This window comes from Aeromonas sp. Marseille-Q5825 (assembly GCF_946892685.1).
Lineage (GTDB): Bacteria > Pseudomonadota > Gammaproteobacteria > Enterobacterales > Aeromonadaceae > Aeromonas > Aeromonas rivipollensis.
Genome location: NZ_CAMPOU010000003.1, coordinates 262,721 through 275,715 on the forward strand (window position 1 = coordinate 262,721; position 12,995 = coordinate 275,715).

At 60.7% G+C, this 12,995-nt stretch carries 13 protein-coding genes; 11 read left to right on the forward strand and 2 right to left on the reverse strand.

Annotated elements, in window-relative coordinates; genetic code table 11:
* Nucleotides 1-24: 24 nt before the first annotated feature.
* From OC537_RS09490 to OC537_RS09540, 11 genes are all read left to right on the forward strand, one after another.
* The gene (locus OC537_RS09490; RefSeq protein ID WP_262110878.1) at nt 25-1,662 is read left to right on the forward strand and encodes an anthranilate synthase component 1; all 1,638 of its coding nucleotides are present in this window, start codon (nt 25-27) and stop codon (nt 1,660-1,662) included.
* Nucleotides 1,655-2,254: an aminodeoxychorismate/anthranilate synthase component II gene (locus OC537_RS09495; protein ID WP_262110879.1), complete on the forward strand. Its 600-nt coding sequence runs from the start codon at nt 1,655-1,657 to the stop codon at nt 2,252-2,254. The genes OC537_RS09490 and OC537_RS09495 overlap by 8 nt, the downstream gene beginning before the upstream one ends.
* A gap of 9 nt (nt 2,255-2,263) precedes the next feature.
* A complete protein-coding gene (gene trpD / locus OC537_RS09500; RefSeq protein WP_262110880.1) occupies nt 2,264-3,277 on the forward strand; it encodes an anthranilate phosphoribosyltransferase in 1,014 nt (337 codons plus the stop codon).
* Nucleotides 3,274-4,761 carry a bifunctional indole-3-glycerol-phosphate synthase TrpC/phosphoribosylanthranilate isomerase TrpF gene (gene trpCF, locus OC537_RS09505; protein WP_262110881.1) on the forward strand — a complete coding sequence of 496 codons (1,488 nt, stop codon included), beginning with the start codon at nt 3,274-3,276 and terminating at the stop codon, nt 4,759-4,761. The genes trpD and trpCF overlap by 4 nt, the downstream gene beginning before the upstream one ends.
* Nucleotides 4,762-4,958: 197 nt before the next feature.
* Nucleotides 4,959-6,152 (forward strand): tryptophan synthase subunit beta, encoded by a 1,194-nt coding sequence (gene trpB / locus OC537_RS09510; protein WP_262110882.1) that lies wholly within the window; start codon nt 4,959-4,961, stop codon nt 6,150-6,152.
* Entirely contained in the window at nt 6,149-6,955 is an 807-nt protein-coding gene (gene trpA / locus OC537_RS09515) for a tryptophan synthase subunit alpha (protein WP_262110883.1), read from the forward strand. Before trpB ends, trpA begins: the two co-directional genes overlap by 4 nt.
* A 1,099-nt stretch (nt 6,956-8,054) precedes the next feature.
* The gene (locus OC537_RS09520) at nt 8,055-8,921 is read left to right on the forward strand and encodes a toll/interleukin-1 receptor domain-containing protein (protein ID WP_262110884.1); all 867 of its coding nucleotides are present in this window, start codon (nt 8,055-8,057) and stop codon (nt 8,919-8,921) included.
* 114 nt (nt 8,922-9,035) lie between these two features.
* Nucleotides 9,036-9,458 (forward strand): VOC family protein, encoded by a 423-nt coding sequence (locus OC537_RS09525; RefSeq protein ID WP_262110885.1) that lies wholly within the window; start codon nt 9,036-9,038, stop codon nt 9,456-9,458.
* A gap of 290 nt (nt 9,459-9,748) precedes the next feature.
* Nucleotides 9,749-10,042: a helix-turn-helix domain-containing protein gene (locus OC537_RS09530; protein WP_262110886.1), complete on the forward strand. Its 294-nt coding sequence runs from the start codon at nt 9,749-9,751 to the stop codon at nt 10,040-10,042.
* On the forward strand, nt 10,026-11,342 hold the full coding sequence (locus OC537_RS09535; RefSeq protein WP_262110887.1) for a HipA domain-containing protein: 1,317 nt from the start codon (nt 10,026-10,028) through the stop codon (nt 11,340-11,342). The genes OC537_RS09530 and OC537_RS09535 overlap by 17 nt, the downstream gene beginning before the upstream one ends.
* A gap of 98 nt (nt 11,343-11,440) precedes the next feature.
* Nucleotides 11,441-11,683, forward strand: coding sequence for a DUF3297 family protein (locus tag OC537_RS09540; protein ID WP_005332143.1), 243 nt, complete (start codon nt 11,441-11,443; stop codon nt 11,681-11,683).
* A gap of 38 nt (nt 11,684-11,721) precedes the next feature.
* Here the strand turns inward: OC537_RS09540 and OC537_RS09545 are convergent, their stop codons facing one another.
* Together OC537_RS09545 and OC537_RS09550 are read right to left on the reverse strand one after the other, a co-directional pair.
* Nucleotides 11,722-12,357 (reverse strand): DMT family transporter, encoded by a 636-nt coding sequence (locus OC537_RS09545; RefSeq protein ID WP_262110888.1) that lies wholly within the window; start codon nt 12,355-12,357, stop codon nt 11,722-11,724.
* 98 nt (nt 12,358-12,455) lie between these two features.
* A complete protein-coding gene (locus OC537_RS09550) occupies nt 12,456-12,944 on the reverse strand; it encodes a DMT family transporter (protein ID WP_262110889.1) in 489 nt (162 codons plus the stop codon).
* Between the last annotated feature and the right edge of the window lie 51 nt (nt 12,945-12,995).

Consider the following 12,995-nt stretch of genomic DNA (forward strand, 5'->3'; position numbering starts at 1 on the left):
ACAACACATGCAAGGGAAGGCATTATGACAGGCAACAAGACCCGGTTACCCCTGGGCGAATTCGATACCATCAGGCTCAATGCCCCTTATGTGACAGATCCCCTGGCGCTCTACACCCAGCTCTGCCAGCACAACCCCAACAACCTGCTGCTGGAATCGGTGGAGATAGACTCCAAGGCCGGCACCCAGAGCCTGCTGCTGGTGGATGCCTGCCTGCGCATCGAGTGCCGTGGCCGCACTGTGCGGGTCCGCGCCCTCACCAGCAACGGCGTCCAGTTGCAGCGCCTGCTCGAGCAGCGTTTACCCGCCGTCATCACCCAGACCCGGGTGGCGGACGAGCTGCAACTCGACTTCCCGGCCTCCGACCGCACCCTTGACGAAGACAGCCGCCTCAAGGGCAGCAGCGTGCTGGACGTGCTGCGCACCCTGCAACAAGAGCTGCAGTGCCAGCAGGGTAAAGAGGCCCTCTTCATGGGAGGCAGCTTCGCCTACGACCTCATCGCTTCCTTTGAAGACTTGCCCGAGGTGCCGGAAGGGAGCAACGACTGCCCCGACTACTGCTTCTATGTGGCCGAGACCCTGATCACCATAGATCACATCAAGCAGAGCACGGCGCTGCTGGCCTGTCTCTTTGGCGGCGAGCAGGACGAGAGCCAGCTCGATGAGCGTTACGCACAGCTGACCGCGCGCCTCGAGGCCTTCAAGCAGGCCTGCCAGCAGCCGCAACCGGGGGCGCAAGGCGCCAAGCCCCTCACCGGTAACCTCCATATCGACAAGAGCGATAAGCAGTTCTGCGCCGAAGTGGAGAAGCTCAAGGGCTTCATTCGCCGTGGCGACATCTTCCAGGTGGTGCCGTCCCGCAGCTTCTCCCTGCCCTGCCCCGACCCGCTGGCCGCCTATCGCCGCCTCAAGCAGACCAACCCCAGCCCCTACATGTTCTATGTGCAGGATGAGGGCTTCACCCTGTTTGGCGCCTCCCCGGAGAGCGCGGTCAAGTTCTGCGCCGCCAGCCGCCAGGTGGAGATGTACCCCATCGCCGGTACCCGCCGCCGTGGCCTCAACCCCGATGGCAGCATCAATCTGGATCTGGACGGCCGCATCGAGCTCGAACTGCGCCAGGACGAGAAAGAGGTGGCCGAGCACCTGATGCTGGTGGATCTGGGTCGCAACGACATCGCCCGCATCTCCGAGCCCGGCACCCGCTACGTGAAGGATCTGCTGAAAGTGGATCGCTACAGCCACGTGATGCACCTGGTCTCCCGGGTGGTGGGCCGCCTGCGCTCGGATCTCGATGCCCTGCACGCCTATCAGGCCTGCATGAACATGGGCACCCTGACCGGCGCCCCCAAGCTGCGGGCCAGCGAGCTTATCCGCATGGTGGAAGGCAAGCGCCGCGGCAGCTACGGCGGCGCCGTGGGCTACCTCAACGGCGCGGGGGAGATGGACACCTGCATCGTCATCCGCTCCGCCTTCGTGAAAGCGGGTCTGGCCCATGTCCAGGCCGGTGCCGGCGTGGTCTATGACTCCAAGCCCCAGGCCGAAGCGGACGAAACCCGCGCCAAGGCGGCCGCCGTGCTGGCCGCCATCGCCGCCAGCCATGGCACCTCCCTGCAAGCCCTGAGCGCCCAGCAGGAGCAACATAAGGACGTGAGCCATGACTAACATCTTCCTGCTCGATAACTTCGATTCGTTCACCTACAACCTGGTGGATCAGTTCCGCACCCTGGGCTATCCGGTGCGCATCTACCGCAACAGCCTGCCGGCGACCCGCATCATGCAGGAGATAGAAGCCTGTGACGGCGATGCCGTGCTGGTGCTCTCCCCGGGACCGGGCGCCCCGCACGAGGCCGGTTGCCTCATCGATCTCATCAAGCTGGCCCGCGGCCGGGTGCCCATCCTCGGCATCTGCCTCGGTCATCAGGCCCTGTGCGAAGCCTACGGCGGCACCGTCGGGGCGGCGGGGGAAATCGTCCACGGCAAGCGCTCGCTGATTGAGCACAACGGCCACGGCGCCTTCGCGGGGCTGCAAAGCCCCTTGCCGGTGGCCCGCTATCACTCCCTGGTGGCGACCTATGTACCCGAAGAGCTGCAGGTGATTGCCCACTATCAGGGCATGCCCATGGCCATAGAGCAACGGGACGAGCGGGTGCTGGGCTTCCAGTTCCACCCGGAATCCATCATGACCTCGGAAGGGGCCCGCCTGCTGACCCAGGCGCTCGCCCACATCACCCGTCCAGAAAGCCACGTGCGGTAAGGAGACCCCATGCATCATCATCTCAACACCCTCTATCAGGGGCAGTCTCTCACCCGCGACGCCGCCCGCGATGCCTTCGGTCAGGTGGTCCGTGGCGAAGTGGATCCCATCGTCCTCGCAAGCTTGTTGACTGCTCTCAAGATCAAGGGGGAGACCCCGGAGGAGATCGCCGGCGCCGCCGAGGCGCTGCTGGCGGAAGCCCGTGATTTCCCGCGCCCGGACTATGCGTTCTGCGACATCGTCGGCACAGGTGGCGATGGCCTCAACACCATCAACGTCTCCACCACCTCGGCCCTGGTGGCCGCCGCTTGCGGCCTCAAGGTGGCCAAGCACGGCAACCGCTCGGTCTCGAGCAAGTCGGGTTCCAGCGATCTGCTGGACAAGATGGGGATCAAGCTCGACATGAGCCCGGCGCAGGCCCGCCGCTGTCTGGACCAGCTCGGCATCTGCTTCCTGTTCGCCCCCCAGTACCACGCCGGGGTGCGCCACGCCATGCCGGTGCGCCAGGCCTTGAAAACCAGGACGCTATTCAACGTCTTGGGGCCGCTTATCAACCCCGCCCGCCCCAGCTACCAGCTGATGGGGGTCTATGCCCCCGAGCTGGTGCGTCCCATCGCAGAAACCCTGCTGGCACTGGGGCTGAAAACCGGTATGGTGGTACACGGCGCCGGGCTGGACGAAGTGGCCATTCACGGTCCGACCCAGGTGGCCGAGATCCGTGACGGCGAAATTCGCGAGTACCTGCTCACCCCGGCCGACTTTGGCCTCGAGACCTACCCGGTCAGCGCCATCCAAGGGGGGGAGCCGGAAGAGAACCGCGCCATCACGGACGCCATACTGGCGGGCGAAGGCACCGCGGCCCACAACGCCGCCATCGCCGCCAACGTGGCGCCGCTCTTGGTGATGGCGGGCAAGGCCTCGGACTTCAAGCAGGCGGCCGCGCAGGTGCTGGCCAAGCTTGCAAGCGGTGAAACCCGCCTGCTCGCCCAGGCACTCGCCACCCTGAGCCATCAGGAGGCATGATGTCAGTCACTACTCACGACAGCCAACAAGGCAGTACCACTCTTAGCAAGGATATCGAGATGCTCGACCCCCTCTCCTCCCCCGATGCCTTCCTGAATCGGGCCTCCATCAACCAGACCATTCTCGGCAAAATCGTGGCCGCCAAGCAGGAGTGGGTCGCGGCCCGCAAGCTGGCCCAGCCCCTGGAAAGCTTCCAGGGCGCCCTGGTGCCAAGCGATCGTGACTTCGAGGGGGACCTGCGTGCAGGCTCCACCCGATTCATTTTGGAGTGCAAGAAAGCCTCCCCCTCCAAGGGGCTGATACGCGACGACTTCAGCCCCGAGGCCATCGCCGACATCTATGGCAACTACGCCACCGCCATCTCTGTGCTGACCGACGAGCAGTTCTTCCAGGGGGATTTTGCCTTCCTGCCCAGGGTGCGCGCCCGGGTCAAGCAGCCGGTGCTGTGCAAGGACTTCATGATTGACCCCTATCAGGTCTATCTGGCCCGCCACTATCAGGCTGACGCCATCTTGCTGATGCTCTCCGTGCTCACCGACGAGGGCTATCGCGCCCTGTTCAAGGTGGCCAGGGAGCTGGGCCTCGGGGTGCTGACCGAGGTGAGCAATGCAGAGGAGCGGGATCGCGCCCTGGCCCTCGGCGCCCCCGTGATTGGCATCAACAACCGGGATCTGCGGGATCTCAGCGTGGATCTCGCCCGCACCAAGCAGCTGGCCAAAGATATTCCGAGCGATCGGGTGGTGATCAGCGAGTCCGGCATCAACCACCGCGCCCAGGTGGCGGATCTGCGCGCCCATGCCAAGGGCTTCCTGGTGGGCTCCTCCCTGATGAGCGAGCCGGATCTGGAGGCGGCGGTACGCAAGCTTGTGCTGGGCCAGAACAAGGTGTGCGGCCTCACCCGCCCCGAAGATGCCGCCGCCGCCCATCAGGCAGGGGCCCTGTTCGGTGGCCTTATCTTCGTGGCGAAAAGCCCGCGCTACGTGGACATCCCCGCCGCCCGCGCCGTCATGGCCGGGGCGCAGCTCTGTTACGTCGGGGTGTTTCGCAATGCCCAGCCCGCCACCATCGCCAAGACGGTGGAGGCCCTGAACCTCGCCGCCGTGCAACTGCACGGGGATGAAGACGCCGCCTATATCCAGACCCTGCGTACTCTGCTGCCCGAGGGTTGCCAGATCTGGAAGGCGGTCGGCGTCACGAGCGGCGAGCCGCTGCCCGCCCTCGACTTCCCGGCGGATCGCCTGCTGCTGGATACAAAAATCGGCAGCCAGAGCGGCGGCACCGGTCAGGCGTTCGACTGGGCCATGCTGGCCAAGCTCGACAAGAGCAAGCTGATGCTGGCGGGGGGGCTCAATCCCGACAACGCCCTGCTGGCCGCCCGGGTGGGTTGCCTCGGCCTTGATTTCAACTCCGGGGTGGAGAGTGCCCCGGGCCAGAAGGATGCGCACAAGATAGCGGCGGCCTTTGGCGCCCTGCGCCAACTGTAAGAGTGCCCTGCGCGCCCTCTGAACATGCACCAAATTAATGAACTGCATTTGCCTATAAGCACAAGGAATAATCTATGACTCTGCTCAACCCGTTTTTCGGTGAATTTCGTCGATGACATGTATGTGCCCCAGCCATACGCCTCAGCCCGCCAAGGCTCATACCTGATCTCAATTGCAGAATGTAAAGGAAGATAACCATGACCCTGCTCAATCCGTTTTTTGGTGAATTTGGTGGCATGTATGTGCCCCAGATCCTGATCCCCGCCCTGCTCCAGCTGGAGAAGGCCTTCGTCGATGCCAAGGATGACCCGGCCTTCGTTGCCGAGTTTGAGGAGCTGCTCACCGAGTATGCCGGTCGCCCGACCCCCCTCACCCTAACCCGCAATCTGACCAAGGGCACCAAGACCCGGCTTTACCTAAAGCGTGAAGATCTGCTGCACGGCGGCGCCCACAAGACCAACCAGGTGCTGGGTCAGGCCCTGCTCGCCAAGCGCATGGGCAAGAGCGAGATCATCGCCGAGACAGGCGCCGGTCAGCATGGCGTCGCCACTGCCCTGGCCTGCGCCCTGCTCGGCCTCAAGTGCCGGGTCTACATGGGTGCCAAGGATTGCGAACGCCAGAAGCCGAACGTGTTTCGCATGAAGTTGATGGGGGCCACAGTGATACCTGTGCACTCCGGCTCATCCACCCTGAAAGATGCCTGCAACGAGGCGCTGCGCGACTGGGCTGCCAACTACGACAGCGCCCACTACCTGCTCGGCACCGCCGCCGGCCCTCACCCCTTCCCCACCATAGTGCGGGAGTTCCAGAAGATGATCGGCGAGGAGGCCAAGGCCCAGTGCTTCGAAAAAGAAGAGCGCTTGCCCGACGCCGTGATCGCTTGCGTCGGCGGCGGATCCAACGCCATCGGCATGTTCGCTGACTTCATTGACAACAAGGAAGTGCGCCTTATCGGGGTCGAACCCGGTGGTCACGGCATCGAGAGCGGCGAGCACGGCGCACCGCTCGGTCACGGCAGCAAGGGGGTCTTCTTTGGCATGCACTCCTACCTGATGCAGGACAACCAGGGCCAAATTCAGGAGTCCTACTCCGTCTCGGCGGGGCTCGACTTTCCCTCCGTCGGCCCCCAGCACGCCCACCTGGCCGCCATCGGCCGGGCCGAGTATGTCTCCATCACCGACAAGGAGGCGCTCGACGCCTTCCAGGAGCTGGCCAAATCCGAGGGGATAATCCCTGCGCTGGAGTCCTCCCACGCCCTGGCCCACGCCCTCAAGATGGCCCGCAGTGAACCTGAGAAAGAGCAGGTGCTGATCGTCAACCTCTCCGGCCGTGGCGACAAGGACATCTTCACCGTTGCCGACATTTTCGAGAAAGAAGGAACCCTGTCATGAATCGCTACGCACAACTCTTCTCCCGGCTGGATGCCGTCAATCAGGGCGCCTTCGTGCCGTTCGTGATGCTGGGTGACCCCACCCCCGAACTCTCCCTGGCCATCGTCGATGCCCTGGTCGAAGGGGGCGCCGATGCGCTCGAATTGGGCATTCCCTTCTCCGATCCGGTAGCGGACGGCCCCACCATTCAGGGGGCGGCCCTGCGCGCCTTTGCCAGCCACACCACCCCGGACGACTGCTTCACCCTGCTCGCCCGCATCCGCGCCAAGTACCCGCAGCTGCCCATTGGCCTGCTGGTCTACGCGAATCTCGTTTATGTGCGCCATATCGACGGCTTCTACGAGAAGTGCCAGCAGGCAGGGGTGGACTCCGTGCTGGTCGCCGACGTGCCGGTGCAGATGTGCGCCCCCTACAAGGCGGCGGCCGACAGGTTCGGCATCGACAGCATCTTTATCGCCCCGCCCAACGGTGACACCGAGACCCTGAAAGCCGTGGCCGAGCTCGGCAGCGGTTACACCTACCTGGTGAGCCGCGCCGGCGTGACCGGTGCCGAGACCAAGGCCGGCATGCCGGTGGATGGCCTGATCAACACCTTGCGCGAGTTCAATGCCCCCCCCGCACTGCTCGGCTTTGGCATCAGCGAACCGACCCAGGTGCGCGAGGCCATCAAGGCCGGCGCCGCCGGTGCCATTTCCGGCTCCGCCGTGGTGAAGATCATCGAGACCCACCACAAGAATCCGGAGCATATGCTCACTCGTCTGAAGGAGTTTGTGGAAGGGATGAAGGCCGCAACCAATAAGTAGGGGCTGGTATAGGGTCAGATGCCGTTGACCATGAGTACGGAAAGGGAGCCTGATAGGCTCCCTTTTGTTATCCGGTGTCAGAGGCTGGCTTCTCTGTAGGTCTGATTAGCGAAGCGTAATCAGACGATCGCGGAGTTGATGTGGTGACGCGGCTTCGCCACGCAGTGGCACACCGTAGGGTGCAATCAGCGCAGCGCATTGCACCGCAAGAAATCGTCTGTTCCACGACGACAGACTCTCGCCGGATTCCCGAACCAGCGGCTGGCCCCTTGATGCGGCTACGCCGCATGGGATGCGAGGACTCCGTCCTCGATGGGGTTTCGCCCGCCCTTCGGGCCTGGGCGAGTGACTTTTCTTTGCGTGGCCAAAGAAAAGTCACCAAAAGAAAGGCCACCCCCGCTTATTCGCCCGACTGATGTCGGGTTCCTTCGGCTCACCCTCTTGTCCAACGGCACGCGCCGATGGGCCGTCCATGGCCCAACGCCACTCGCTCGGCATCCTGCCTCGCGGCCTGGACAAGAGGGCTCGCCTCAGCGAATAAGAGGGGGATCAAAACCGTGCTAACCCGCAGCCCCGTCTAACAGCAGATATGCTCCCTCTCCCCTTGGGAGAGGGCTGGGGTGAGGGGCGTTTTCGCACTTCTGCTCACCCAGCAGCCCACTTAAAACGGCAGTTGCTCACTAATTGATTGAACCAGCTCAGATTTCTATCAACCAGCCCTTCCCATGCCTCGTTCAGGGCCCTTAAGATAGCCAAACGACAATCCATCTTTCGGGAGAACACCATGACAGCGATTGTTGCTATCTCGCGGGTGAAAAGCAGCGAACTGGGGGCTGAAACTCAGGGGCGGTAGCCTTGCCGACGCTTGCTATCACCAACTCCTTCATAGTTTTTCTATACAGGGGTAATGGAAGCGTTAAACAAGGAGGTCAAGCGAATACATTCAAGCATCAGAGACAGACTGGTAATATTTTGATTTAATTTGATTTTTTTCGTGGCAACTATCAGGGCAGAGCGGAGTTATATGGAAGGCTCTGCCATCGGATTAGTGCTGCCTTCTATCTAATCACTGTTAGCACCTAATTAGGAGTTAGTACGAATGTCATCCGTTTTTTTAAGCCATAACTCGAAAGATAAGCCATGGGTAAGAGCATTGGCCGAACGGTTAATGGCTGATGATGTAGTGGTTTGGCTGGATGAAGCTGAAATTAACATTGGTGATTCTTTAATCGATAAAATTGCAGAAGGAATTAAGGAGATGAAATTTGTAGCAGCAATCATTTCCAAAAATTCTGTGGAGTCCAGCTGGGTTCAGAAAGAAATAAGTATTGCTATGTCAAAGGAAGTGGCTGGGCGTAAAGTAACTGTGCTTCCTTTGGTGATCGATGATTGTGAACTGCCTCCTTCACTATCTGACAAGCTATATGCAGATTTCACAAACCCTGATAATTTCGAAGCTTCATATGAAAAATTGCTTAGGGCTATAGGAATAAAAAGGTCTGATAAATCAATACAAGAGCAGAAGAAATCTGCACCTATTAAAACAGAAAGCAAACCAATAGCTACAAATGAAGTACCTCAAGAACCTGAAATAAAAATAATTGGTATTCTAAAAGATCGTACTCGACAAGATAGAGAATACTCAGGACTACAGGATTACTATTTCCAGCTTTCAAAAAGACCGTCGAGAGATTGGATTCACTTCTTCGATGAATCAAGGCGCTTCCCACGGCATTCAATGTGGAGACGAGCCTGGATTGAAAGTGATTGCGTAGTTGTAAAATGTGCGACTGATGAATTGCAGCGCTATCACCTTAAAGATCTTAAGCAAGACGTGGCGAATGCCAATGAGAACTTGGCTCGGGCAATAGAACTGCATAACGCTAGAGAGAAAATTGAAGCGGAGCGTAAAGAAGCCGAACGTATTAAAAGAGACAACTTATTAGATGATTTGGATTTTAGCTAATCCGGTAACGTCAAGTACTAACAAGCGCATGTTGTCGGACTGGTTCTCTGCTTCGCTACAAACCAGCCGCAAATGCGGGCGTTAGACGCTGCACAGCCACCGCAGGGAGCCCTCATGTATTCGCATATTTTTTTTGGTGTCACTGACTTTGAGCGGGCTTTAGTTTTCTATAACTCATTGATGTCTTGCTTGGGCCTAGAAACTCGTTTCTGTGATCGAAATAGGCCTTGGGCCGGCTGGCATAGCGCTGGCGGCACTCAACCCCTCTTCCTCATAGGAAAACCATACAATGAACAGCCGCATAGTTGTGGCAACGGCAGTATGGTGGCTTTTCAAGCAAATAACCGTGCAATAGTTGATGCCGCCCATAAAACAGCACTAATCAACGGTGGTATTTGCGAGGGTAAACCAGGCTTGCGCCCTGAATATCATGAAAACTATTACGGTGCATACTTCAGAGATCCTGATGGCAACAAAATCTGTATTGCTTGTCACGCACCTGAAAGCGAAGCTAATGTCCTAGTAAACAACGTCTAACAATGCGCTCACAGAAATTAGGACCCCCACCTTTATGAGCAAGACGCTGCACAGCCAGCGCACCAAAGGTGGGTGTCCCAGTTTTGGCGTGGGTCTGTAAGCGGAGTCAACCCTGCCTCGGCCACCCCATCCCTCGCCACCTTCCTTTTCTAAAAAAAGTGAACCCCTCTACACTTTTATCTCGCAACCAGCACCAAGACCATAAAAAGTGCACCATCGTACACTTTTGATTGCTGTTTACTCTTGCCATAAGTTAAGGTGTAACAACCTACACTTTTTTCGTGATCATGATGGCAGACGCATCGTTGCAATCCGGCCCGAAAGAACTGGATCCCGCCTCGCTGGGGCTGGCGATCCGCGAGAGGCGCAAAGCCGCCAGGATGACCCAGGAGGTGACGGCCTCACTGTGCGGCATCTCCAAGAAGACCCTGATCAAGATTGAAAAGGGGGGTGATGTCTACCTCTCGACCCTGTTACAGGTGATGAAGGCGCTGGGGCTGAGGTTGCAATTGGTGCAAGAAACGGGCTCACAGGTAGCGAGCGGCAACAGCCAACCAGAGGTCGGTGATGATGAGTGGTTCTGAGCACCATCGGCTTGAGCTTCGGCTGGGTAATCAGCTGATCGGCCATCTCGAATATGACTCCAGCCGGGATGCGTTTCAGCTCGGCTATACACCTGCGTGGCAGGCGCGCGGATTCCCGCTCTCCCCCCCGCTGGCGCTGGATGGCTCGGCCAGCAGCGCCCAAGTCCGGGCGTATCTCGGCAACTTGCTGCCTGAAAATCGCGGTCTGGACCATCTGATTGAGGCGCTCTCCGTTTCGCGCAGCAATCTCTTTGCCCTGATCCACGGCATCGGCCGCGATGTCTCAGGGGCTGTCACCTTTACCCTGCCCGCAGAGCCCGACGTCCCCACCCATTTTCGCCCCATCACCCCGGAAGAGCTGTTGCTGCGCCTCGATCAGCCCGAGATCTGGCCGCTGGAAGTCTGGGATGGTCGCCCCCGCCTCTCGGTTGCGGGCGTGCAGGCCAAGCTCAACCTGCTGCGACTCGAGGGGGCGCTGGGATTTGGCGAGGGCGAACTCTGTTCCACCCACCTCCTCAAGTTCGAGCACCATCCTCATCTGGTGATCAATGAATTTGTGACCATGCGGCTGGCCGCACTGCTGGGCATGCCGGTGGCACAGGTCGAACTGCACAGGGTCGGCCAAGGCGATAAGTCCCACCGAGGCTTGCTGGTGGAACGCTTCGATCGGCGCCTCGATGAGGATGGCGTGAGGGTACGCCGCCGCCACATGATCGATGCCTGTCAGGGGCTGGGGTTTCCCGTCGCCCGAAAATATGAACGCAACTTCGGTGACGGGCGGGATGTGGCCCATATTCGGGAAGGGGTGAGCCTGCCACGGTTGTTCAGTCTCAGCGCCCTCTGTGTCAATCCGGCGCAGGCCAGACTGGACATGCTGCAATGGCTGCTCTTCAACCTCTGCGTCAACAATCACGATGCCCACGGCAAGAACTACAGCTTCTTCGTATCAAAAGCCGGGCTGATGCCCACCCCCTGGTACGATCTGGTCAATGTGGGGCTTTACCCCGAGTTCAACCAGCATCTGGCCATGGCCATCGGCGACGAGTTTGCTCCCGAGGCGGTCAACGCATGGCAGTTGCTGGAGATGGCTGAAGCATGTGAGCTGCCCAAACGCCTGTTGCAACAGACCTTGCACAAGATGGCCAACGACATCCTTCACCATCTGGATGCCGCCATCGCCATGGTTGAGACAGACAATCCCGCCGAGCTGGCTTATCTGGCAGGCTACCGAGATGACGTTGAGCGCCGTTGCCACCATTTTCAGAAGCAGGCGACGCTGTTGCCCGAGCTGCAACTGTAGCCGGGCCTTGCCCACCCCCATGGGACGCAGCCCAGCCTTGAGCCCATGGCGGGCATTGCCTACAATGACCCACTTTTTATCACACTCAGGTCTATAAAATGAGCGACAACAAACCAGCACTGCCCGACCGTCTGGCGGCCAACCCGCGCAGCCCGCACCATGTGGCGGAGTGCTTCCAGCATGAGATCGGCATTCGCGTGAACGGCAAGGAGCGTACCAATGTCGAGGAGTACTGCATCAGCGAAGGCTGGGTGAAGATCCCCTCCCCCAAGGCCAAGGATCGCTACGGCAATGCCATGCTGATCACCGTCAAGGGCACCGTAGAAGCCTTCTACGCCTAAGCCGCCCTGACCGCGTGCCCCCTGCAGGGGCGCGACCTTTATTTCAGAACACCGGCCAAGCGCCGGTGTTCTGCTTTTTGGGGCTGGCCCTGGCCCACAGGCGGCCTCTCTTTCTTTCCCTTCATTTCTCTTCCTTTCGCCTTTTCCCTTCCGCCAGGGCGTGATCTGGTTGGTCCTTGCCGAGGCAAGGGCGGCGCGCAGTCCTCCCAGATGTCGCCACGCCAGCTCCCCTCATGGCGAAGGGCGCGGCTTGCCGGCTTGCCGGCTTGCCAGCGTTGTAGTGCGGCGCCCGCCAGCACCAGCAGAATGCCGAGCAGATCGCTCGCGGCCAGCCGTCCGGCCAGGGCATCGAGCAGTGCTCCCCCCAGCAGTTGCCCCGCGACGATCAGCAGGGCGCAGGCCAGGGCGCCGATCCGGCCTATGGCCCAGCTGCTGATGGCGACGAAGAGCGCCCCCAGCACGCCGCCGAGCAGCAGCCAGGGATCGAGCCCGGCGAGCCGCTCCCAGGGCGCACCCTTGAGGATGAGCAGGGCGCCGAGCAGCCCAAAGCCGAGCAGATGGTTGGCAAGGGAGGCCGTCATGGCGCTACGGGCGCTGGCGAGGCGGCCATTGAGGGTGCGCGACAGACTCACCGCCACGCCGTTCAGCAGTCCCAGCAGGATCAATATGGTCATAGTGTTTCTCCTAGCCGAGTACGATGAACAGGGCGCCAGCCAGCACAAGCAAGGCGGCGAGCAGTCCCAACAGGATCAAGAGGGTCATGGTGTTTCTCCTAACGCAGCACTATGAGCAGGGCGCCGGCCAGCACCAGCAAGGCGGCGAGCGCGTCCTTCCCCGAGGGGCGGCGGCGGGTCAGCCCGAACCAGCCTCTGGCGTCGCACAGGGCGCCAAACAGCAGCTGGCCGAGCAGTAGCAGGGCCAGGGTGCCCGCCATGCCGAGGGGGGAGTTGAGACAGAGGGCCGCCAGCACCACGGTGAGCGCCCCCGGCAGGCCGCCGAGCCAGGCCCAGGGCGGGGCCGCCTCCGGCGTCGGAGATCGGGGGGCGAGACACCACAAGAGCGCGGCCACCAGGGTGCCGACCCCGTGGACCAGCCAGCTCCCGAGCCAGGGGTCGGTGGCGCGGGCCAGGGCGCCGTTCTGGGCGATCATCAGCGCCAGCAGCAGGCCGGCGGTGAAGGCGGCCAGGGCGCCGATAGTCTGGCCAGCTATCTGGCCGAGGGCGAGGCGTCCGGGGCGGCGGTCAATAAGAGGGGGGATCATGGGGTCACTCCTTGGTTGAACAGAGGAGCAGGGTAAATTGTTTTCGATATA

What these genes read in the sequence shown, in the direction of transcription:
- OC537_RS09530 (WP_262110886.1), top strand. Translation starts at nt 9,749, where the DNA reads ATGGCAGACGCATCGTTGCAATCCGGCCCGAAAGAACTGGATCCCGCC.
- trpCF (WP_262110881.1), top strand. Translation starts at nt 3,274, where the DNA reads ATGATGTCAGTCACTACTCACGACAGCCAACAAGGCAGTACCACTCTT.
- trpB (WP_262110882.1), top strand. Translation starts at nt 4,959, where the DNA reads ATGACCCTGCTCAATCCGTTTTTTGGTGAATTTGGTGGCATGTATGTG.
- OC537_RS09550 (WP_262110889.1), bottom strand. Translation starts at nt 12,944, where the DNA reads ATGATCCCCCCTCTTATTGACCGCCGCCCCGGACGCCTCGCCCTCGGC.
- OC537_RS09525 (WP_262110885.1), top strand. Translation starts at nt 9,036, where the DNA reads ATGTATTCGCATATTTTTTTTGGTGTCACTGACTTTGAGCGGGCTTTA.
- OC537_RS09490 (WP_262110878.1), top strand. Translation starts at nt 25, where the DNA reads ATGACAGGCAACAAGACCCGGTTACCCCTGGGCGAATTCGATACCATC.
- OC537_RS09540 (WP_005332143.1), top strand. Translation starts at nt 11,441, where the DNA reads ATGAGCGACAACAAACCAGCACTGCCCGACCGTCTGGCGGCCAACCCG.
- OC537_RS09495 (WP_262110879.1), top strand. Translation starts at nt 1,655, where the DNA reads ATGACTAACATCTTCCTGCTCGATAACTTCGATTCGTTCACCTACAAC.
- OC537_RS09545 (WP_262110888.1), bottom strand. Translation starts at nt 12,357, where the DNA reads ATGACCATATTGATCCTGCTGGGACTGCTGAACGGCGTGGCGGTGAGT.
- trpA (WP_262110883.1), top strand. Translation starts at nt 6,149, where the DNA reads ATGAATCGCTACGCACAACTCTTCTCCCGGCTGGATGCCGTCAATCAG.
- OC537_RS09520 (WP_262110884.1), top strand. Translation starts at nt 8,055, where the DNA reads ATGTCATCCGTTTTTTTAAGCCATAACTCGAAAGATAAGCCATGGGTA.
- OC537_RS09535 (WP_262110887.1), top strand. Translation starts at nt 10,026, where the DNA reads ATGATGAGTGGTTCTGAGCACCATCGGCTTGAGCTTCGGCTGGGTAAT.
- trpD (WP_262110880.1), top strand. Translation starts at nt 2,264, where the DNA reads ATGCATCATCATCTCAACACCCTCTATCAGGGGCAGTCTCTCACCCGC.